This window comes from Streptomyces sp. UG1, assembly GCF_049974585.1.
Lineage (GTDB): Bacteria > Actinomycetota > Actinomycetes > Streptomycetales > Streptomycetaceae > Streptomyces.
Genome location: NZ_JBNGGG010000031.1, coordinates 124,958 through 145,271 on the forward strand (window position 1 = coordinate 124,958; position 20,314 = coordinate 145,271).

A 20,314-nucleotide genomic window follows, 5' to 3' on the forward strand; every position below is an offset into this window, starting at 1 on the left:
CCGCCCGGGTGACGCCCTTGTCGTGGTGATGGCAAGCGACGCGAGTGCGCGAACCGGGCCCGTCTGCCGCCGGCGCTCGCCATCGCGTTCGCATCAGTGCTCGTACAGGCCAATGAGCGTGCCGTCGGTCAGTTCACGTTCCTCCACCGTGTCATGGACCTGCTCGGCGCTGGGCGCATCGGGCAGCACGCACGGCTCTGCCAACGCGTAGAGGTGGAAGACGTAGCGGTGCGGCTGGTCTCCGGGCGGCGGGTTGGGTCCGCTCCAGCCGCGGCGGCCGAAGCCGTTGGCGAGTACCGTGCCGCCCGGCGGGGTCCGGCCCGCCTCCACGCCCTGGCTTTGAGGATCGATACCGACCACCGTCCAGTGGACGACACTGCCCGACGGCGCGTCGACGTCCTCGCACAGCAGCACCAGTTCCGCCGCCTCGTCCGGCACATCGGACCAGGTCAGCGGCGGCGACACGTTCCCGGCGTCCTGGGTGTACCGGGGCGGCAGGAGGTGGTGGTCCTTGAAGACGGGGCTTTCCAGCTTGAGCGGGCTCATAGGGGCCTCCTCCGTCGGCTGAGGCGGCTGGGGGCGGTCGGTCGGCGGGCCGACTGGGGACCGCGTGCCGGAGCTCCGGGTAACCCGAGGCGCTTCCCGGCAATCAGCAGGCGTACGGGAAGAGGCACCGCAGCCCTTCAGACGCCGGCCTGCCCAACCGCTCGCTCGCACCGCCCCGGCGAATCGCCCTGGCCTGGTTGCCACCCCGCCACCAGGGGACTCGGCTGCCGAGGAGACCGACAGCCTCCGTCAAGGACGATGACGCCAGGGCTTGTCTTACGGCTTGTGGGAGGAGCAGCGATGGCATTGCGGGAATTTCTGGCCGCCGTGCGCGAACAGGGTGGGTACGGCGACACCCCAGAGGTGCTGGCGGTCACCGAGGCGGTGCTCTCGGCGCTCGGTGAACGCCTTCAGCCCGTCTCGGCCGACCACCTGGCCGATCAGCTCCCGATCGAGCTCGCCGAGGTTCTCATGGACGCGGCCGACGACCTCCCCGGCCGAGACTGGGGTGTACGGGAGTTCGTACGACGGGTGGCCGAGTCCACGGGGGATGATGAGGCGACCGCCCGTGCCCACGCCGAGGCGGTCCTCACCGTCCTCGCGAAGACGATCTCCGGCGGGGAGGTGAACAAGCTCATCAGCGCGCTCCCAGCCGGATACGCCGCGCTCTTCGGCCATGCCGAACTGGCCTGAGCGGGCTCGTGCAGCCAAGACTCAACCCGTGGCGAGCACGGCCGGGCGGGGGCTTGGCTAACGCCACTCGCCCTTCGTCAGCGGTTCCGTGGGGTGCTTCTCGCGCGGCAGGTGCAGACGGCGGAAGATCTCGGCCGACTCGGCGTCCTCGGCTTCCGTGTCGAGGCGGATGCCCAGCTCCTCCTCGACGTCGTGGGCGGCACCGATCAGTACGAACTCGATGCCCTCCTCGTCGAGCAGCTCGGGATCGGCGGCGGTGAACCGTCGCCGCCCGAATCGTTCCTGCTCCTCGGTCGGCAGGTCGGGACGCTGTTGCGGGGCAAGACCCGCCTTCGCCGGTGCGCCGGCCAGGGGGTTCTTGATCGCGAGGATGTAGCTGGCCTCGGGCTCGATGGTCAGCTCCTGCTGGACGGCGCCAGGCTGTGCCGGGAGCTCGAGTTCGTAGGTCAGATGCGTGTGGTTGCCGTGCCGGACGATCGCGTACCGGCCCTCTCCGGCCGGCCGCGCCTCCGGTTGCGTTCGCTCGCCGCGCGTCTGTGTGTCGTATGTCCGGCGCTCCAGTTCCTCTTCGACGCCTTCCGGCCGGTCTGCGACCTCTTCGACGAAGCCCCAGTACCGCTCGTGCTCCTCCGGCCGCGGCAGGCGCTTGCGTCCGATGACGAGGCGGCGGCTGTGGTTGCCGTCGGACGGCTGAAGGATCACGAAGAGGCGCTGGACGTCCTCGATGTCCTGAGCCTTCTCCTGCTCGACTCGGGGCCGGTACGCGAAGTAGATGTCGCCCCGTTCAATGACGTCGCTGGCCATGGTCGGTCACACCCCCTCGCACGCCGATGACCAGCGAGTACCCGTTGTCGCGAGGTCGATGTGCCGCCCCGGCCCGGGTGGTCATCGACCGATGAGCCCGCTGCGTGCCGCGCTGTCATCGGACAGTCCCCCTTTCTGCCCGTCGCGGCGATTGATGGGAGCCGCCATGGTTACTTGTTGGAGGACCGCCCGCGGCGGAAGGCCATGGCCAATGACGTCCACGGCGTCGTGCGCGTGGACCTGAGCAAGGAGCACATCTCGTGCGGCTGCACTTCCTCGACCCCCTGTATGCCAGAGCCGGCCCGTTTGCCTCCGTCTATGTGGACACCTCCCGGGACATTGACGACCCCGACAAGGCGATCGAGCTGCGCCGGCGCCACACCCGCTCGGATCTGATCGCGCTCGGGGCGGACCCGGCCACCGCCGACGCCTCCGCCGATGCCGTCGGCACCGACGCCGACCTGCCCGGCCGCCACGGCCAAGCCCTGTTCGCCACCCATGGCGAGGTGGTCCTCACAGAGGAGCTGCCCCAGCCTCCGCCCGTGGACAAGACGCGGTACACCGCGCTTCCCGACGCCATGCCCCTGGCACTGCAGTACGCGCCCGACATCCCCTACGCCGCCGTCGTCCTCACTCGCGTCGAGCCGAAGGGCGGCGCCACCGCTCCCGAAGACCTGCTGGTGAAGGTGCAGACCGGGCGATGGCCGAGCAGCGCGGTCGCCCCGCGCGCCCTGACCTCCCTGCGGGTACCGATCCACGGCTGGCGCCAGGAGGCCGAGCGGCTCGCCGCCGAGCTGGCCCACTTGATCGACCTCGGTCACGCCGACACGCTCGTGCTCTGCGGGGACACCTGGGCCCGAGGCGTCCTGGTCAACCGCCTGCCCGCCCCGCTGCGCAACCGCGTGGCCACCGTGCCCGGCGACGAGCGGGATGTCGAGAGCGGTCGGGCCCTGCTGGAGCCACAGCTCGCGGCGCTCTTCCGCGGCAGCCTCTCCGCCCATGACCGCGACCGGCTGGAGAGCTTCGCCGCCCAGCGCGCCCGCCATCTCGCCGGTGAAGGCCTGCCGGCCACGGTCGCAGCCCTGCAACGCGGCCGGGCCGACGCCCTCGTGGTCAACCGACCCGCCCAGGGGTGGCCCCCGATCTGGATCGGTGCCGACCCCAAGCAGGTCGCGCTCTCCGCCACCGACCTGGAAACCTTCGGCGCCACCGGCTACGAGGAGCAGCCCGCCGACGCCGCCCTGCTGTACGCCGCCGTGGCCACCGGGGCCGAACTGATCGTCGTCCCCCGCCAGGAGACGCCGCTGGAGGACGGCATCGGCGTGCTCCTGCGCTACTGACGGCACCGCTTGGCTTTGGTCGGCGTCCTCGAAGGCTTCGCTTCCCGGGCGAGAGCCGATCCTCCGCGAGGCGACGCCGTCGGTCCGCACTGCGGTGTCGCCGGCGTCCTTCAAGCCTGCGCCTCCTCAGGCGCTCGCGGCACAGGTTCTCTTCTCCACCGCCCGCCCCTCGGAAAGCCCCCGCACCGTCCCGGCGAGAGTCACGGCGGTCACGGCGGGACGGTGACGACCGGGCAGTGTGCGTGGTGCAGTACGCCCTGACTGACGGAGCCCAGCAGCATGCCGGTGAAGCCGCCGTGCCCGCGGGTGCCCACGACCAGGCCGAGGGCCTCTTCGGACGCCTTGGAAAGGACCTCCACCGGGTGGCCTCGCACGACCTCCTGGTGCAGCTCCACCTCGGGACGAGCGCCGGCACGCCCGGCAACCGTCTCCGACAGCAGCCTGCGGCCCTCCTGGACGGTCGCCTCTTCGTCGAGGACACCGAGCCGCGGAGGGTGCCACACGTACAGAGCCCGCAGCGCCGCACCGCGCAGGGCGGCCGCCTCGAAGGCGAAGTCGACGGCGCGGGCCGACTGCGGGCTGCCGTCGACCCCCACCACGAAGTACGGCTGCGGCCGGGCCCTGTGTTCCGGCTCCGGCACGACCACCACGGGGCAGGGCGCGTGGGCGATGAGCGGCAGAGCGACGGCGGAGGAGGTGAACAGCTCCTGGACGGCACTCAGGTGCCAGGAACCGAGCACGACCTGTGTGGCGTTGTGCGCCTGCTCCCGCAGCACCCACGCCGGATGCCCCTCCGCCAGCAGTCCGGACACCGACACCTGCGGATGCCGGGACTCGACGAAGGCCACCGCCTCCTTCAGCACGAGATCCCCTGTCGCGTGCAGCGCCTCGTTCCACTTCTCCCAGGACGGCCGCCCGCCTGTCGGCCGGTACCCGGGTGTCGGCACGTTCTGGGCGAGGACCAGCAGCAGGGGCAGGTGCCGTTGGGCCGCCTCGTCGGCAGCCCAGGCGAGCGCCGTGCGTCTGCCCGGATCGGGGTCGACACCGGCCACGATCGGTTTACGTCCTGGTGCATACGTCATCGCCGACTCCGGGGAGGGTTGCCACGACCGGACGACTCCGTTCTTCCGGCGCGACGGTTCGTCTACAGGCCCTGGGAGAGCAGGAGTTCGTGGGCGAGTCGTGCGCCGCGTTCCGCTTCCTCGGGCGACACGTCCTGCGACGGGATGTTCTCCAACCCGCGGGCGAGCACCCGGACGGCCTCGGCCAGGGTCGCGACCTGTGCTTCCAGCCGGCTCAATCGGTCTTCCGGCCCAAGCACGGCATCCGATTCAGGGGATCGGTTCTGCGTCATGTCATGCTCCTTACGAGCTCGGTCAGGCAGCCGGCTGGAGGAGCAGTTCGCGGACGTCGTGCGGGAGTTGGTCCAGTGCCGCCTCCAGTTGCCCGGGCGAGACGTGGTCGCGTACGACGGCGGTGACCGCGGCGGCGAACCGGGGGACCTCCTCGGCGGAGATCTTCGCTTCCTGGACGAAGCGGTTCACATAGCCCTCACGGCCGTACTTGATCGGTACGGTGCTGGGGTTCCAGCCGTCGTAGTAGGCGCCTCGCAGCAGATCGGGGAGCTGCGCGGCGAAGTGGGCGGCCACGTCGACGGTGACCCGGTCGCGGAGCGTGTGCAGCCAGGTGCGCAGCACCCGGTGGGCGAGGTGGCGGTCCTCGGTTCCCAGGGCTTCGCAGACCGCTTTCAGCCAGATGTTGGCGGTGTGGATGGCGTGTTCGAAGTCAGGTGGATGTGTGGGACGCATCGGTCTTGCCCTTCCGGTTGCTGTGAGACCCCTGCCTCGGCTCGATCAGAAGTGGCGAGGGTGCCGGAGGCACCCGCACGGTGGCGTACCGCATGCGAGTTTCCAGGCCAGGGCGGACGAAACGGTCGGCGCCCGCGCCACGGCACGGCATCACGAGAAAGCCGAGGAGGCGGCCTGGTCTCCGGTGCGACGACGACTGATCCGTACGAATGACGCGGTCAGCCCTGCGGCTGAACGCGGTTGCCGTCCGCAGGCGACGCCGAGGTGAGCCAGTTGACGAGCCGGTTGATGTCGGACTGCGTGACGATGCCGACGAGCCGGTCCTCGGCCATGACCAGAGCGCGGCGGGCGGGGCTCGTCTCGACGGAGGGCAGGAGGTCGATCAGCCGGTCGTCGGGGTGGGCGGTCGGGAGATCGTCGAGGGGCAGCACCACGGCCCCGACCGTCGTGCGCTCGCGCTCCGGCACCGGGACCTGCCCGGCCCGGTTGACACTGATCAGCCCCATGGGCCGTCCGACGGCGTCGATGACCGGGAAGGCCGAGTGCCGGTAGACCCAGGGCGGGCCGCTCAGGAACTCCCGGATCGTGGTGGCGGCCGGCACCGTCGTGGGATCCGGGGTCATCGCCCGGCGGACCGGCACCGAGCCGAGCAGTTCCCGCATCTTGGCCTGGCTCCCCTCGGCGCTCGCCATGGCGGTCATGAACCAGCCGATCAGCATCAGCCACAGGCCGTCGACCGCGGCACCGGCGAAGGCCAGGAACACCCCGGCGGCGATGAGCAGCCAGCCGAGGGCACGGCCCGCGCCGGTGGCGACTTCGGTGGCCCGCAGTCGGTTGCCCGTGCGCCACCACACCAGGGCGCGCAGCAGCCGCCCGCCGTCCAGCGGCGCGGCCGGCAGCGCGTTGAACAGCGCCAGCAGGACATTGATCACCGCCAGCCAGGCCAGCGCCTCGACCAGCAGCCCCGATCCGTACACCTGGCCGAACAGCACGGTCAGGAGCCCGAACACCACACCCAGCGCGAGGCTCACCAAGGGCCCGATGCCGGCGATGCGCAGTTCGGCCGCCGGGCTCGGCGCCTCGCTCTTCAGGCGGGCCGCTCCGCCCAGCAACCAGAGCGTGATCTCGTCGCCGCCCACGCCGTTGCGGCGGGCGATGATCGCGTGGCTCATCTCATGAGCCAGGAGCGACAGCAGGAAGACCACCGCCGTGGCCACCCCCACCACCGCGTACAGCCAGCCGGGACGGTCCGGGTGCGCGTCGGGCAGGCGCCCGGCCGCCAGCCCGACAGCGATCAGGGCGAAGATGACCAGGACGCTCCAGTGCACCCCGATGCGGATGCCCGCCAGGCGTCCCAGCGTGAGCGTCGCCCCCATGTGAGGCACCTCCTGTGTTGCCGTACGTGGGCGCCGGGCAGCGGGCCGTGCACCCAGCTCGGAGCGGACAGCCGGGGCCGGTCCGCCGCGGTCCTCGGACACGGGCGGACGGCTTCGACGCGCGGGTCCACGCCCAGGAGCGGGGGCAGCATCGGTGTGCGCGGCAGCCGACCACTACCCGTTATACGTTCGGCTCCGCGGCGCTGATGTCGCCGAGCGCCGACCCAGGGTCGCGCTCGACGGCCAGGTCACCCAGGCTGAGGGTCCCGACCAGATGGCCCTCCTCCACCACCGGCAGCCTCCGCACCGCGTGCTCGCGCATCAGCCGTACGGCCTCGTCGATACGGTCCTGTGGGGAGCAGGTGACCAGGTCGTGGCTGCACACCTCCCCGACGGTCGTGGAGTCGGGGTCGCGGTGTTCGGCGAGGGCGCGGACCACCAGATCGCGGTCGGTCACCAGGCCGCGGACGTCGTCCGCCTCGGCGACGACGACATCCCCGATGTCCCGCTCCCGCATCAGCCGCGCCACCTCGGTGAGCGGCGTCCGCTCCGTCACCGTCACCGGATCCGACGTCATGATCTCCCGGACTTGCTGAGCCATGGTCTCCTCCGAGTGCCTCCCGGGACGGGTCCCGGCCGTACCTGTGGGGACCAGCGAGTACCCGGCACGGGACCGCCCAAGCGCCCACAGAAGACGCTCGCAGCATTGGTCAGGGCGCCGCGCGAGGCGGCGACCGTGATTGCTGCGGGTTATCGGTGGAACCCGGGAAGAGGCGTTCGGGCTTCTTTGCCGAAGCCGGACACAGCGGGCGTGAGGAGGCGACCGAGCAGCGAAAGGTGATGCTCCGCCAGAGGGGAGATGGATGCGATGCCCGTTCGGGTGCTGGACAGGCATGAGGTACGGCGCCTCGCCGAGGCGGGCGCGCAGTTGGTGGAGGTGCTGCCCCGCGAGGAGTACGAGGACCTGCATCTGCCGGGCGCCGTGCACCTGTGGCTGCGGGATCTGGACCATGAGGCGGCAGAGCGGCTGGAGCGGACCAGACCGGTGGTCGTGTACTGCTGGGACTGGATGTGCGACATGAGCCCGCGGGCCGCGGCCCGGCTCGAGCAGCTCGGCTTCCGCCAGGTCTACGACTACGTTCCCGGCAAGGCCGACTGGCTGGCAGCCGGATGGCCCGCCGAGGGCCGCTCCGCCGCCGCGCCGTCGGCGGGGGACGTGGCGCAGCGCGACGTGCTCACCTGCCGGGTCGGTCAGCCGGTCGACGAGGTGCTGGTGCGGATGCGTGATGCGGGACAGGCGGTGTGCGTCGTGGTGAACGACGAGCGAGTGGTCACAGGGCTGCTGCGCCGCCGTACGGCCGAGGCTCGCGCCGATGCCACGGTGGAAGAGGTGATGCGTCCGGGACCGGCGACCGTACGGGCCCACGAGCCGTTGGGCCCGCTGCTGGAACGGATGGCGAAAGCGCGCGTGCGGACCGTCGTGGTCACCGACCCCGAGGGGCGACTGCTCGGCCTGGTGGACCGCACATCCGGTGAGCATGCCCTTGACGCGGGCCACGCCGTCGCCGCATGAGTACGGCGCGAGGAGGCCGGGACGCCCCGGACACACCTGAGCCGAGCCCGTCAGCAGCCCGACACCGGCGCCGGAGCTGTCGGACCCAGGAAGGAGTTGATCGTGATGATCTCCGAGACGGTTCTGGTACCTGCCCAAGGCGCGATGCTCGCAGGCGATCTCGTGATGCCCGACCAGGCCCGGGCAGTGGTGTTGTTCGCGCATGGCAGCGGAAGTTCCCGGCACAGCCCACGCAACCGCATGGTGGCCGGGGAACTGCGCACTGCCGGGCTGGGAACGCTGCTGATGGACCTGCTCACCGAGGATGAGGAGCGGCAGGACATGATCACGGCCGAGCACCGCTTCGATATCCCCTTGCTGGGGCGGCGCCTGGTGGCCGCGATCGTCTGGCTGGGAGAGCAGGCCGAGACGAAGCATCTGCCCGTGGCCGTGTTCGGCGCCAGCACCGGCGCCGCGGCCGCCCTGATGGCCGCTGCCCAGCGGCCCCGAGGCGTGTTCGCCGTGATCTCCCGCGGTGGCCGCCCCGACTTGGCCGACGATGCCTTGGAGCAGGTGTGCGCACCGGTTCTGCTGCTGGTCGGCGGCCGCGACCCGGAGGTGCTGCGGCTCAACGAGGAGGCCGCACGGCGGCTGCGCACCCCGAACAAGCTGCAGGTGGTACCGGGCGCGACCCACCTCTTCGAGGAACCCGGTGCGTTGGAGGAGGTCGCCCGGCAGGCCAGGGAATGGTGCGAGGAGCAGCTACGCGCCGGGCAGACGACGCCCATGCGGCGGTGACACCGGCCGACGCAGGGACGGTCATCCCCTGAGGGCGCTGCCGAAGGATCGGGACTCGTAGTACAGGCTGTGCAAACGGCCGTTCTCCTCGCGCCCGGCGGGGTCACCGCCCAGCGTCCGTACCGCCTCGACCGCGTACTGCCGCTCCCGCTCGTCGGTGCACAGGCGCTGTGGATAGGTGCGCGAGACATCGACGGTCGTGCGCAGACCGTGCGCGGCCAAGGCCCGGACGATCGGGTGGTACGACACGGTCCGCAGCACGAACGCGCTGACCCATACCGGTCGCCGGGCGCCGTCCAGCAGCGCCGTGAACGTCCGGGTGGTGACATAGCTGCCGCCGCCCGTCAGCGTGATGAGGCCGACCTCGGCGAGCGCGCGGCGCAGCGTGCGGCTGGGAGAGCCGTGTTCCAGGTCGTCGGTGAAGCCCTCGTCCAAAAGCCCCACCTCGAGCGCGTAGTGCACGGCGGGGGCCGCGACGTCCAGACCGAACACCGGCATGGCGTCCGGTCGGCGCCGCTCGGCGTAGAACACCTTGTCGCGTGCCGCGAGTTCCGCCGTCGACATCGTCCGGAGGGCGGGAGAGGTGTACCGCTCGTACATCTCCGCCAGCGTCACGTCGTGATTGAGCAGCGCGGCATTGATCCCGTACGAGCAGCACACATCCAGCACCGCCGGCCTGCCGGGGCGGCTGTCGTCGAGCGCGGCCCGTTCGGCGGCGACGTGCCGGAAGACCGGCTGGGCATGGTGCGGGATCTCGTACTCCAGCGGGGCCAGCCGCCCGAAGTACGCGCGAGGGTCCGGACGGTCGTAGATGTCGTCGAACCGCGACTTGCCGCCCGCCGCGCCTTCGGTGCCGCCAGAGTGCGACTCGGCCATCGCGTACTCCTCCTCCCACGCATCTGTAGCTCCACTTTGTCTCCTCTCCTGCGCCCCGGGTCGTCTGCCGCACAGAGCGTGGGCTCAGGTGCACTCGGTTGCTCTGCTACGGCAGCCGAAATTGCGGGCGGGAAGGCACCCCTCCAGCTCGCGTGGCCCCGATGGCGGCAGTCGTTGCGCCGATCAGGTCTCGATCACGGCATCGCAGTCGGGGCAGACCACGGACGCGTATTGCGCGGGGTACCAGGGCGTCCCGGGGTGTTCCGTGGTCCAGGGGCCCGTTTCCATGGCGAAGGTGTCCTTCCCGCAGAAGGTCCGTGGTCCTGTGGCGGTGGGCTCCCCCGGGGCGGGGGGCGCCGCGTGCACCCTTCGGACGTGCCGTGCCTCGCCGCCCTGCGTTTCCGGGGAGGGTCGCGCGGCCCCCGGCTTGTCGAGTTCGTACACGACGACGATGTGGCTCATGCCCCCCACGGTAGGAGGCCGAGGAGTCGACCGCCTGCGGCCATTGCGGCCGGTGGCTGTGATCGGCCGGCACGGCTCGCACCCTCTCACGCCTGACTGCGTGCCGGTCGCCGGCACATCAGCCCCTTCGTCACCGGCCGGCCCTCCGCCGACCGGGGCCGCACCATCCCCTACCCGCGCCTGGCCACCTCCGGTGAACCTCGGCCTCGGGGCCCAATACTGATCGAAACCGCTGTCTGCCGGGCGCTGCTGCGTTAGCCTCGACTTTCCCTCATGGGCGAACTGGCATGCGACGAACATCACTTCGGGGGGACACGTGTCAGAACACCGACCGGTGCCATCGGACTCGGCGCCGGACGAGGCCGCGGCGCTGCGGCAGACCGGCGCGGCACCCCTGCACTCGGGCGACCCGCGCCGTATCGGCCCCTATGTGCCGCTGGCGCTGCTGGGCAGCGGCGGCATGGGGCGGGTCTACCTCGGCCGCCCCGCGGGCGGTGGCCCGGGCCTGGTCGCGGTGAAGGTGATCAGGCCCGAGTACGCGGACGCCCCGGGCTTTCGGCGCCGGTTCGAGCGTGAGGCGTCCGTGCACGACCTGGTCCGCACCGCGCGCACGCCCCACCTGTGCGGCACGGGCTTCCAGGACCGGCTGCTGTGGATGGCCACCGAGTATCTGCCGGGCCTCGACCTGGCGGACGCGGTGCGCGAGGACGGCGCCCTGGCGACCGCCGCGGTGTGGCGGCTGGTGGCCGAGCTGGGGCGGGCGCTGGCCGACCTCGCCGCCGCCGGGATCGTGCACCGGGACCTGAAGCCGTCCAACGTGCTGCTGTCCGTCCACGGCGCCCACGTGATCGACTTCGGACTGTCGAAGGCCGTCGATGCGAGCGCGCTGACCGGCACGGGCAACCGGGTGGGCACCCCGGCCTACATGTCGCCGGAACACTTGCGAACGGGCACGTGCGAGCCGCCCTCGGACGTGTTCTCGCTCGGCACGACGCTGGTCTACGCGACGACCGGGAGCGCCCCCTTCGGCGACGGCACGGGCGTCGACGTGATGCACCGGGTGGCCTTCGAGGAGCCGAACGCGGAGCTGCTGGGCAAGGTCGCGGCGGCGGACGCGGACCTGGCCGACCTGCTGTCCGCCTGCCTGGCCAAGGAACCCGAGCGGCGGCCCACCCCGCAGCATCTGATCGACACCGCCTCGGCCCGCGCCGAGACGGCCGACTGGCCCGAGCCGCTCGCGGGCAAGGTGCTGGCCCGGCAGCGGGCGTACGAGGCGCTCGACGGTCTGCCCGGCGACGGGACGACTCGCCTGCGCTCCCCCGAGGACCTACCTGTGGCCGTCGCCGCCGGGCCCGCGGAGCAGGTCGCCACAGCCGAAGCCGAAGCCGAGGCCCCCGCTGCTCCGTCGGATCCGCCGGAGCGCTTACGTCCGGCCGAGACCCGCACCCGGGGCCGCAGAAAGCCGCTGCTCGTCGTCACCGCGGGCGTCATGCTGTGTGCGACGGCCGCGGGGATCCTGGCCCTCGACGACCGAGGCCCGCGCACTTCCGGCGCCTCCCCCGGCTCCGGCACGGCAGGTGGCGGCTTACTGCCCGGCGGCGCCGCACCGACGGCGTCCGCGTCCTCCACGCCCACGCCCGCCTCCGGCAAGAGAGTCGACGGCGGGTCAAGAGGTGCTGCCGCCGCCACGTCGTCTGCCGCCTCGGGCTCGGCGGGCACCGAGCGGCACGACCCCTCCTCGGCTCCCGCCGCCGGGCCGACCGGGACCGGCGAGCCGACCGGCCTCGCCACCACGACCGGCACACCCTCCGAGCCCGCGACCGCGCCCTGGATCTCCGACTGCACGTACTACGCCGGCAAGGGCCGCACGCGCGAGGGCGACAGCGGCAAGCGGGTGCTGCAGGCTCAGTGCATGCTGACCAAGCGCGGCTATGACGTGGGCAGTTCGGGGGTCGACGGCGAATTCGGTCCCGGGACGACGGCCGCAGTGAAGAGCTTCCAGAGCACCAAGGGGCTCGACGCCGACGGCATCGTAGAGCAGGGCACGTGGACCGCGTTGCGCGAAACCGACTGAGCGCGTGATCGACGCCACGGTCGAGACGGTGCCGTTTCGACAGCGACGGGACTGCGCTACCCCTCCGTCAGCCACATCCTCGCGAAGATCGGCGCGCGGGTCAGGGGCAGGCGGTGGTCTTCGCCTACGAGACAGGTCTGGCGCACCCGGCTCCCACCGCGTGGAGGGCTACCCTTCCGGATGCGTGTAGTCGCCGACCCTGTCGAGTCGCAGTGCGGTGACTCCACTGGGAACGGCATCGCTGTGGGTGCCCCACAGCACGTGCCATCACGCGGAAAGGCTTCACCATGCCTGACGGAAGGGGCAATGCCGGCGGCGCTGACCGTGGCCGCCCAGGTGAGCGGCCACCCGTACTCGTCAGAGCTCGAACTTTCCGTCCCGGGTCTCCGGCACGTAGCCCCCCAGAGCCGGCGGCGACGCCCAGTGGCTGTTCAGCCAGGTGAACGCCCCTGTGATGACAAGCCCGTTGCGGGTGTTCAGCGCCCCGAACATGGGCAGTGCCCACAGCACACAGCCGATCGCGCCTGCCAGGATCACCGGCCGTCTGCCGACCCGGGCGGCGGGGATGGTCGTGGCGGCGGCAGCGACGGCACCCACGCTCGCGGCGGCCGGCATCGTGCTCTGTGAGATGCCAAGGGCCTTCGGACCGTACGAGATGCCGCGTGCTCGGCGTCCGGCAGGAAGGGCACACGCCATGCCCCGGCCGCGGAGCCGTCGCGCCCGGCGATGGAGAGGGTCGGCAGAATCGCCGCGCTGGACAGCAGGAAGCCCAGCAAGGGGCCGACCTGCGGGATCGACGCGAGCTCGCCCGGCGCCCCGCAGGCGCGTGCTCGGCGGCCAGCGGCACCGCGCCGCCCCACTCGCCGCCCATGCTGACGCCCTGCAGAAGCCGGAGCGCCACCAGCAGCGCGAGAGCGAGAAGACCGGCGGTCTCGTACGTCGGCAGCAGCCCGACCCGTACCGTCGCGACGCCCATCGCTCTGAGGCGACTCATGCCGACGCGCCGTCGTTCAAGGGAAATGTCTTCGTCGAGCGCAGTCGACCGTCCAGCAGCCTCCGGAGGCCGTGATGCCCCAGGCCGAGCCGGCCATCCACCGCCGAGCGGCCGAACTGCTCGGGGAGACGACGGCGCGACCGGCCGCCCTCGGCCCACACGGTGCGGCACGCCTGGCTGACCGAGGCCATCCTCGGCATCTACAGGCTCCGCCGCCTGCGCGCCGAACTCGCCCTGGGATCACTGACCTCCAACTCCAGTCCCGTCATGACGTCCTCCACAGCTGCCCGGCCGGCACCGGTCTCGTCCCCCGCCCCACCATGACGACATCACGCCTTCCTTCAGGGTCAGTAACGCTCAAGCCGCCACGACCAGGCCCCCGGCCGCTGCGCCGATGACGAGCGCACCCGGCAGCGCCAGGACGTCCGGTGACGCCCGTGCCCGCTTCCCTCGGGACCCCTCCCGAGCTTCGCCCCGCACAATGGGCGGTGTCATTTCCCCCGGACGAAGGGTGAGTTGATGGCGGAGGAGAGCGTCGAGGTCGTGATCTCGGCGGATGGCACCGTGGAGGTGCACGTCCAGGGTGTCGCCGGCACGCGGTGCGTGGCCGACACCGACGAGCTCGTCCGGTTGCTCGGCGGACAGGTGGAGCTCCAGACACTCACCGACGAGGCGTACCAGCAGGACGAGGCCCAGGAGCAGGACCGCCTGTGGCAGGGGTGAGCGGCCTGGACATCCCGTGGCGGCTGCATGCCGTCGTCCCCCGAAGTGCCGCCAACGGACCCGGGGTTCGGTATGTCGTGTGGAGTCAGGGGTGCGCCCTGGGCTGCCCGGGTTGTTTCAACCCCGAGACCCACCCCGTGTCGGGTGCCGGCTTGGAACGTACGGTCGGCGACGTAGCCGGGGAGGCCCTGGCCGGCGCGGCTCACCTCGAGGGCGTCACCCTGACCGGCGGTGAGCCGCTGGAGCAGCCCGCCCCCGTCGCCGCGTTCTGCGCCGAACTGCGGGCCCGCAGCGGTCTGTCGGTGATCGTCCTGACGGGGTTCTCGCGTGCCGAGATCGAGGCGGACCCGGCCCGGTCGGCGGCCGTCGCCGACGCCGATGTGGTGATCGCCGGCCGGTACAACGCGCGGCTGCGGCTGGCCCAAGGGCTGCGCGGCTCGTCGAACAAGGAGTACTGGATGCGCACGGGGCGCTACACGGCGGACGACCTGGCCGCCGTACCGGAGTTGGAGATCACCATCGCCGGCGATGCGTCGGTGACGTTCACCGGAATGCACGCACCGGGAGGGGAATTCTGAGTGGGCGCCACCGGTATTCACGACGAGATCCGGCTGTATCTGCGTGCCCGGGTGGCACTGATCGTACTCGTCACGGTCGAGGAGCAGCGGGCGCTGAACGTACTGGACCAGGTACGGCGCGACCGGGATCCGTCGTCCGACCTTGTCACCTGGGACATCGCCGACGGCCTGGAATCCGCTTCGCATCGGCAGCTGCCCAAGGCGACCTCCCCGCCGGATGCGCTGACCAAGATCAAGGAGCTGGCCCAGAAGGAGCCGCGCCGCCGCGACCTGTACGTCCTCAAGGACTTCCATGCCTTCTGGGAACGTGATCCGGCAGTACGCCGTCGGCTGCGCAACCTCGCCCACAAACTCGTCTTCACCGGATCGTCGCTGATCGTGACCACCCCGGTGCGCTCCATCCCCGTGGAACTGGGCGACGACGCGGTGGTGGTGGAGATGCCGCTGCCCGAGGCCGACGCGCTGCGCCGCGAACTCGACCATCTCATCGACAGCACCAAGGGCGTGAAGTCAACGCTCACCCCGGCGGGCCGCAGCCGACTGGCGCAGGCCGCGCTGGGCCTGACCGCCGCCCAGGCCCGCCGGGCTTTTGCGAAGGCCATCGTGCGTGACGAGGTGCTCGACGACCGCGATATCGAGGCGGTGCTGGCCGAGAAGAAAGCGGTCATCCGGGAGAACGAGGCCCTGGAGTTCTACAGCGCCGAGGAGAGCCCCGACGACCTCGGCGGCCTGGACGTGCTCAAGGAGTGGCTGCGACTGCGCGAGCGCGCCTTCGGCGACGCCGCCCGCGAGTTCCGCCTTCCCGCTCCCAAGGGCATCGCGCTCATCGGCATCCCCGGCACCGGCAAGAGCCTCACCGCGAAGATGATCGGCGGACTGTGGCGGCTGCCGCTGCTGCGCCTGGACGTCGGTGCACTGTTCGGTTCGCTGGTGGGTGAGTCGGAGGAGCGGGTGCGCCGCGCCCTGCGGCTGGCGGAGACCGTCTCTCCGTGCGTGCTGTGGATCGACGAGGTCGAGAAGGCACTGGCTGCGGGCGGCCACGACGGCGGCACCTCGCAGCGGGTGTTCGGCACGGTGCTGACCTGGATGCAGGAGAAGACCGCGCCGGTGTTCGTGGTCGCCACCGCCAATGACGTCAGCGCCCTGCCGCCGGAGACACTGCGCCGCGGCCGGTTCGACGAGGTGTTCTTCCTCGACCTGCCCACCGAGGAGGAACGCCGGGAGATCATCACCGTGCATCTGCGCAAACGCGGCCGTCGGCCGGAGGCATTCGACGTGTACCGACTGGCCCGGATCTGCGACGGGTTCGTCGGCGCCGAGCTGGAACAGGTCGTCGTGGACGCCATGTACGAGGCGTTCGCCCAGGAGCGTGACATCACCACCGACGACATCGCCCGCGCGGCCGCCCGCACCGTCCCGCTGAGCAAGTCCCAGCGCGAGGTCATCGAGGACCTGCGGGCCTGGCTGCGCGAGGGCCGCGCCCAGTCCGCCTCCTTCGCCGGGGCCGCACAGGCCGCCGAGCACCAGGTTCCGGTACTGGAGGTGTAGGCGGAGTGCAGCGGCTCACCGATGAGGCCGCGCGGCAACTGGTATGGCGGGCCGGCGGCCGGCACGCGAACGGATCCCGGGGACCGCGGGCGCGGTGGGCCTGGCGGCGACTGGTGCGCCGGTGCGCCTCGGGAGACCCGGCCGCGCAGGAGGCCGTACGTGCCATAGCCGGGGAGCTGCCCGAGCCGCAGATCATGGACCTGCTGGCGGCGGCCCCGGCCCAGCCCGCCGACCGGGCCGCGTACTTGACTCTGATCGGGCAGGGCGCCCAGCGGCAGGCCCTCGATCCCGACGGGTCGTTGCTGGCGCTGGCCTATCGCGCGGCGGCTCCCGAGGTCCGCGAGCGGCTGCGTACGGCCCTGGCCGCCGAGGGTGACGCCGACGTGATCCGGGTGGTGGTCAGCGGGGATCAGCGTGACCGGATCGCCGAGATGTCGGACGGCGAACTGGACTATCTGGGGCATCAGTTGGCCCAGCACCGGCAGTGGGACGAACTGCGTCGCCTCATCCGCGACCTGCCCGTGGCCAGGGCGGTGGCCGCGGCTCAGCTACTGCCCGTAGCGGAGTATCCGGGAAACCACGCCGAACTGTTCTCGATGCTCGCCGAGCGGTCCGCCCGGCAACTCCTGGCCACCGTCGAACGGTTGCCGGCCACCCGTCTCATCACGCACGACACCGGTGGAAGCTACCTGGGGGCTTCGCTCTCCCCGGACCTGTCCGAGGTGGCCCTGAGATATGGGGTCTGGAAGCGGGGGCAGCACAACGAGATCCATGTGGAGACACTGCGGATCGGCACGGGTGAGACGACCCATCGTTTCCGCGGAGACCCGCTGGGGGACGTGGACAGCGACAACTCGATACTGCACCTCGGCGACGAGATCCTCATCAGGCTGGAGGATGAGGACCACCGCTACCAGATCGTCCGGGTTGTCCCCGATCCCAGGGCCCTCGGCTCGCCCTCCGCGCTGTCCGACATGCGCAGGTCGAGCGGTGGGGCAGTACTCGTCTGTGACGCGGGACTGGCCTTCGCGGACCCGGGCGCACACACCTTGAGACGTCTGGAGGTTCCCCGGTTCAAGAACAGTGTCCACTCATTCGCCGTCAGTGACGCCTCCTGCACGCTCACGACATTTCCCGAAGACCGGCTTGTCGCGGTTTACCGCATGCAGCAGATCTCTGTGGTGAACGAGGACGGAACCGTGCTCCATGAGACAAAGAAGGACGCCGGGACCATGAGCGGGTTCAGCCCCGCGCTGTCCTTTCTCTCACCGGATTCGCTCGTGCTGCACATGAACGCGTCCTTCCCGCCCAGAGGGCTCACCGAGATATGGAAGTTCCCGTCGAAAGGCGCCGCGCACCGTACCGCCCGGCACACGGGAGCGATTCCGGACCGCTGGCCCTATGAGGAATGGCAGGGAAAGCGACTCGACGATTCTTTCGTCGCCCGCATCTACAACAACGCCGACGCGCATCGGGTCGACCCCCTCGCGCCGTGGATCCAGCGCCGCTCCGACGTCTCGCCGCCGCTCCTGAGGCTCCTGGGCAGGTCACCCGGGGCGGACATGTACTTCACCGAGGCGCTGGCCTCGGGCCCCCAGCGCCTGGAGGTGCACAGCCCTCACCTGCCCGACGCACGAGCCCTGTTGGAACGGCCGCTGCTGCACAGCACTCCGGCGGACCTGCGGCACGCACTGGAACTCCGCCCGAAGATCGGCGACCTCGCGGTACGGGAAGCGCTCGACCTGCTCGTGGCCGTCTTGAGCGAGCGCTTCGGCGGCGACATCGCACTGGGCAGCACCACCGCCATCCGCGGGGGCGGCCCCACCGACATCGCCCTCGGCGAGCACGGAACGGACGGGTGAGACCGATGCGCCTGTGGACCGCGAGGCTCGTGCTGCGCCTCACCGGACGTCCGCCGTACACCTCGGTATACGTCCGCGACGCGCTGGTGACCGTCCTGGCCGCGGCCGACGCCGGGGAGCCCGCTGCGCTGCGGTCCGTGGCCCGGGTTCTCGCGTCGCAGCGGCGCGAGGCGGTGTGGCGGGTCTGGCTGGCGGAATCCGTACGGCGGTGGTCCTCGCCCGTGGTCACCGAGCCGACGGCCGACGCGGCGCCCGTTCCCGTACGGGTCGTCAACGCCGCGTGGAGCGACTGGCTGGCCGAGCACGACGCCGCGTTGTGGTCCCTGCTCCAGCGGTGGAACCGTCCCGCCACGGGCCCCTCCAGGCACGCGCTCCTGAGCCGACTGGCCCTCGGCGACGATGCGCCCCTGGACATGCGAACCCTCACCGACACCGCCCTCCGCTTCGACCATCCCATCGGGAAGCGGGCCCGCACACGGCTCCTCACCCTCGACGACGGGGAAACCGTCGATCTCTTCTGCGCGGCGGTGCTGGAGTCGGGCACACCGGAGGCCGCCGCGTTCTGCGCGGCCCACCATCTCGCCCCTTACGACCCCGTGCAGCGCGCCGTCTTCTTCGTCCGCACCGGTCAACACGACCAGTACCGGGCGCTCGATCCCGACGGGGAACTCCTCGCGCTGGGCTACCGCAGTGCCCCGAGCAAGGCGCGCTCGACTCTGCGGCAGGCGATGACCGGACTCGGCGGCATCGACGTCCTGCGGGTACTGGCCGGACAGCGCTCGCGGGAGGAGGAGGCCGTCTCCCTCAGCCAGAAGGAACGCGCCTACCTGGTACGGCAGTTCAGGGCACGGGGTGAATGGGACCGGCTGTGGCGGCTGACGGTGCTGCTGCCGCTGGCCGAAGCCGTGGAGGGGATACGGGAGTTCGGGGACTGGCGGCCGCCGGGCGAGGACGAGCGCCGGATGTTCGAGACGCTCCTCGCCGCGGACGTCGAGGCCGTGCGCAGGTCTCTCAAGGCCCTTGCCGCCGGGCGGTTGCCGCACGTCCGCATCCCGCTGGCCGACCTCGACGAGTGGACGACCGGCATCACCCACCTCGACTTCGCGCCGGACGGCCGGCAGCTCGCCTTCGCCACGCAAGACGAGCGTGCCGGGATCGTCGATCTCGGCAGCGCCGGCCTGTCCCGGCTGCACCGCCGCCTCGGGTTCTCGGCCCAGTCGGTCGCGCATCTCGGGGCGGACACCCTTGTCGTCACGGGCTTCCGCGAGGGTGTGACCGGCAGACGCTTCGAGGAGACGATCTGCTGCTGCGAGGGCTTCGGTCGCCGCAAGCTCCCCTTCTCGGACGACTCCGACGCCCGCGTCCACGGCTTGGCGCGCGTCGCAGGCGACCGGACCTTCGTCGTCCTTTCCGATCAGGTCCGGGACGGAGAGCGCACCTGGACGCTGTCCGCCGGGCAGGCCGCCGGTCCACTGGCCGACACCGGTCTCCTCGGCGGTCTGCACCTGTCGAACGCCGCGATCGTGGTCGAGCCCGGCGGCCGGCTCGTCGCCGTACTCGCCCGTCACCACACCCTGGTCATCGACCTCGCCGACGCCGTGACGCACGAACTCGTCCCCAGCTGGCCCCAGGCCGGCACCGCCATGCACCACGGCGCTCTGTCGCCCTCCGCTCTCCTGCGTGCCGACCGCGAGGGCCACGTGGAGGTGTGGCGGGATCCCCTCACGTCCACGGAGCCTCCCGTGTCCTGCCACCTGTGGCCCGCTCGGGACAAGACGCTGACGAACCTCGCGTGGTCGCTCGCGCAACGCCGGTTCCTGGGGCTCAGCCTGCGGCTGAAGAACAACGGGAAGTGTCAGCAGTACCTGGAGGTTCTCGACGTGCCGGAATCCCCTGACCGTCCCATCCCGGACTCCCTCGTGTCGTCCTCGGTCCGCCTCGGCACCCAACGCCACAAGGGCCACACCCCCATGCGGTTGTCTCCCCGGGGCGATGTGCTCGCGGTGAGCCCGGGTGTGCCCCCGGTCGTCGACCTCTACCCCGTCGCCGCCACCGCCCTGCCCTCGTTCATCGACAACCCCATGGGCCTGATGAGCTCGCAGAACCTGGCGTCCGTGGCCGCCCTGCTCGACGACCCGCTCCTGGACGAGGACCACCGCACGCCCCTGCACCTGCTGTACACCTGCCTGGAGCACCGCTTCCGGCACGACATCGGCATCGGTCCCGCCGACGTCATCCCGCCCGCCGGGGACCACGACATCGAGCTGGGCGGGTGAGCCG

The 20,314-nt window shown here is 71.4% G+C and carries 20 protein-coding genes; 10 read left to right on the forward strand and 10 right to left on the reverse strand.

Annotated features, from left to right (window positions below):
• Nucleotides 1-93: 93 nt before the first annotated feature.
• On the reverse strand, nt 94-546 hold the full coding sequence (locus tag ACP4J3_RS31555; protein ID WP_426539500.1) for a YbhB/YbcL family Raf kinase inhibitor-like protein: 453 nt from the start codon (nt 544-546) through the stop codon (nt 94-96).
• A 300-nt stretch (nt 547-846) separates the two neighbouring features.
• On the opposite strand from ACP4J3_RS31555, the gene ACP4J3_RS31560 reads away from it, so the two are divergent.
• The gene (locus ACP4J3_RS31560) at nt 847-1,239 is read left to right on the forward strand and encodes a DUF2267 domain-containing protein (RefSeq protein ID WP_426539502.1); all 393 of its coding nucleotides are present in this window, start codon (nt 847-849) and stop codon (nt 1,237-1,239) included.
• Between the two features lie 57 nt (nt 1,240-1,296).
• Here ACP4J3_RS31560 and ACP4J3_RS31565 read toward each other — a convergent pair whose 3' ends face one another.
• Nucleotides 1,297-2,043 (reverse strand): hypothetical protein, encoded by a 747-nt coding sequence (locus ACP4J3_RS31565; RefSeq protein WP_426539504.1) that lies wholly within the window; start codon nt 2,041-2,043, stop codon nt 1,297-1,299.
• Between the two features lie 260 nt (nt 2,044-2,303).
• Between ACP4J3_RS31565 and ACP4J3_RS31570 the strand changes: the two genes are divergently transcribed.
• Entirely contained in the window at nt 2,304-3,383 is a 1,080-nt protein-coding gene (locus ACP4J3_RS31570) for a hypothetical protein (RefSeq protein ID WP_426539505.1), read from the forward strand.
• Nucleotides 3,384-3,592: 209 nt separating this feature from the next.
• Here ACP4J3_RS31570 and ACP4J3_RS31575 read toward each other — a convergent pair whose 3' ends face one another.
• From ACP4J3_RS31575 to ACP4J3_RS31595, 5 genes are all read right to left on the reverse strand, one after another.
• Nucleotides 3,593-4,465 (reverse strand): universal stress protein, encoded by an 873-nt coding sequence (locus tag ACP4J3_RS31575; protein WP_426539506.1) that lies wholly within the window; start codon nt 4,463-4,465, stop codon nt 3,593-3,595.
• 62 nt (nt 4,466-4,527) lie between these two features.
• Nucleotides 4,528-4,737 (reverse strand): hypothetical protein, encoded by a 210-nt coding sequence (locus tag ACP4J3_RS31580; RefSeq protein ID WP_426539507.1) that lies wholly within the window; start codon nt 4,735-4,737, stop codon nt 4,528-4,530.
• A gap of 22 nt (nt 4,738-4,759) precedes the next feature.
• On the reverse strand, nt 4,760-5,191 hold the full coding sequence (locus ACP4J3_RS31585) for a DUF2267 domain-containing protein (protein ID WP_426539509.1): 432 nt from the start codon (nt 5,189-5,191) through the stop codon (nt 4,760-4,762).
• Nucleotides 5,192-5,409: 218 nt separating this feature from the next.
• Complete coding sequence (locus ACP4J3_RS31590; protein WP_426539511.1) at nt 5,410-6,567, reverse strand: site-2 protease family protein; 1,158 nt, start codon at nt 6,565-6,567, stop codon at nt 5,410-5,412.
• Between the two features lie 181 nt (nt 6,568-6,748).
• Nucleotides 6,749-7,168 carry a CBS domain-containing protein gene (locus ACP4J3_RS31595; protein ID WP_426539513.1) on the reverse strand — a complete coding sequence of 140 codons (420 nt, stop codon included), beginning with the start codon at nt 7,166-7,168 and terminating at the stop codon, nt 6,749-6,751.
• 267 nt (nt 7,169-7,435) lie between these two features.
• Between ACP4J3_RS31595 and ACP4J3_RS31600 the strand changes: the two genes are divergently transcribed.
• Both ACP4J3_RS31600 and ACP4J3_RS31605 read left to right on the forward strand, forming a co-directional pair.
• Nucleotides 7,436-8,140 carry a CBS domain-containing protein gene (locus ACP4J3_RS31600; protein ID WP_426539514.1) on the forward strand — a complete coding sequence of 235 codons (705 nt, stop codon included), beginning with the start codon at nt 7,436-7,438 and terminating at the stop codon, nt 8,138-8,140.
• Nucleotides 8,141-8,245: 105 nt separating this feature from the next.
• Nucleotides 8,246-8,917, forward strand: a complete 672-nt coding sequence (locus ACP4J3_RS31605; RefSeq protein ID WP_426539549.1) for a dienelactone hydrolase family protein — start codon at nt 8,246-8,248, stop codon at nt 8,915-8,917.
• Nucleotides 8,918-8,938: 21 nt separating this feature from the next.
• Here the strand turns inward: ACP4J3_RS31605 and ACP4J3_RS31610 are convergent, their stop codons facing one another.
• Nucleotides 8,939-9,793 (reverse strand): hypothetical protein, encoded by an 855-nt coding sequence (locus ACP4J3_RS31610; RefSeq protein ID WP_426539515.1) that lies wholly within the window; start codon nt 9,791-9,793, stop codon nt 8,939-8,941.
• A gap of 183 nt (nt 9,794-9,976) precedes the next feature.
• Nucleotides 9,977-10,255: a hypothetical protein gene (locus ACP4J3_RS31615; RefSeq protein ID WP_426539517.1), complete on the reverse strand. Its 279-nt coding sequence runs from the start codon at nt 10,253-10,255 to the stop codon at nt 9,977-9,979.
• Between the two features lie 334 nt (nt 10,256-10,589).
• On the opposite strand from ACP4J3_RS31615, the gene ACP4J3_RS31620 reads away from it, so the two are divergent.
• Nucleotides 10,590-12,329: a protein kinase domain-containing protein gene (locus ACP4J3_RS31620; RefSeq protein WP_426539519.1), complete on the forward strand. Its 1,740-nt coding sequence runs from the start codon at nt 10,590-10,592 to the stop codon at nt 12,327-12,329.
• A 357-nt stretch (nt 12,330-12,686) separates the two neighbouring features.
• Here the strand turns inward: ACP4J3_RS31620 and ACP4J3_RS31625 are convergent, their stop codons facing one another.
• Nucleotides 12,687-12,944, reverse strand: coding sequence for a hypothetical protein (locus ACP4J3_RS31625; protein WP_426539520.1), 258 nt, complete (start codon nt 12,942-12,944; stop codon nt 12,687-12,689).
• Nucleotides 12,945-13,842: 898 nt separating this feature from the next.
• Between ACP4J3_RS31625 and ACP4J3_RS31630 the strand changes: the two genes are divergently transcribed.
• The 5 genes from ACP4J3_RS31630 to ACP4J3_RS31650 are packed head-to-tail and all read left to right on the forward strand — an operon-like array spanning nt 13,843 to nt 20,310.
• On the forward strand, nt 13,843-14,046 hold the full coding sequence (locus tag ACP4J3_RS31630) for a DUF2997 domain-containing protein (protein WP_426539521.1): 204 nt from the start codon (nt 13,843-13,845) through the stop codon (nt 14,044-14,046).
• Nucleotides 14,043-14,624, forward strand: a complete 582-nt coding sequence (locus ACP4J3_RS31635; RefSeq protein ID WP_426539550.1) for a 4Fe-4S cluster-binding domain-containing protein — start codon at nt 14,043-14,045, stop codon at nt 14,622-14,624. Before ACP4J3_RS31630 ends, ACP4J3_RS31635 begins: the two co-directional genes overlap by 4 nt.
• Nucleotides 14,625-16,172: an AAA family ATPase gene (locus tag ACP4J3_RS31640; protein WP_426539523.1), complete on the forward strand. Its 1,548-nt coding sequence runs from the start codon at nt 14,625-14,627 to the stop codon at nt 16,170-16,172. It begins immediately after the preceding gene.
• Nucleotides 16,173-16,177: 5 nt separating this feature from the next.
• Nucleotides 16,178-18,034, forward strand: coding sequence for a hypothetical protein (locus ACP4J3_RS31645; protein ID WP_426539524.1), 1,857 nt, complete (start codon nt 16,178-16,180; stop codon nt 18,032-18,034).
• Between the two features lie 5 nt (nt 18,035-18,039).
• Nucleotides 18,040-20,310, forward strand: coding sequence for a hypothetical protein (locus ACP4J3_RS31650; protein WP_426539526.1), 2,271 nt, complete (start codon nt 18,040-18,042; stop codon nt 20,308-20,310).
• Nucleotides 20,311-20,314: the final 4 nt, after the last annotated feature.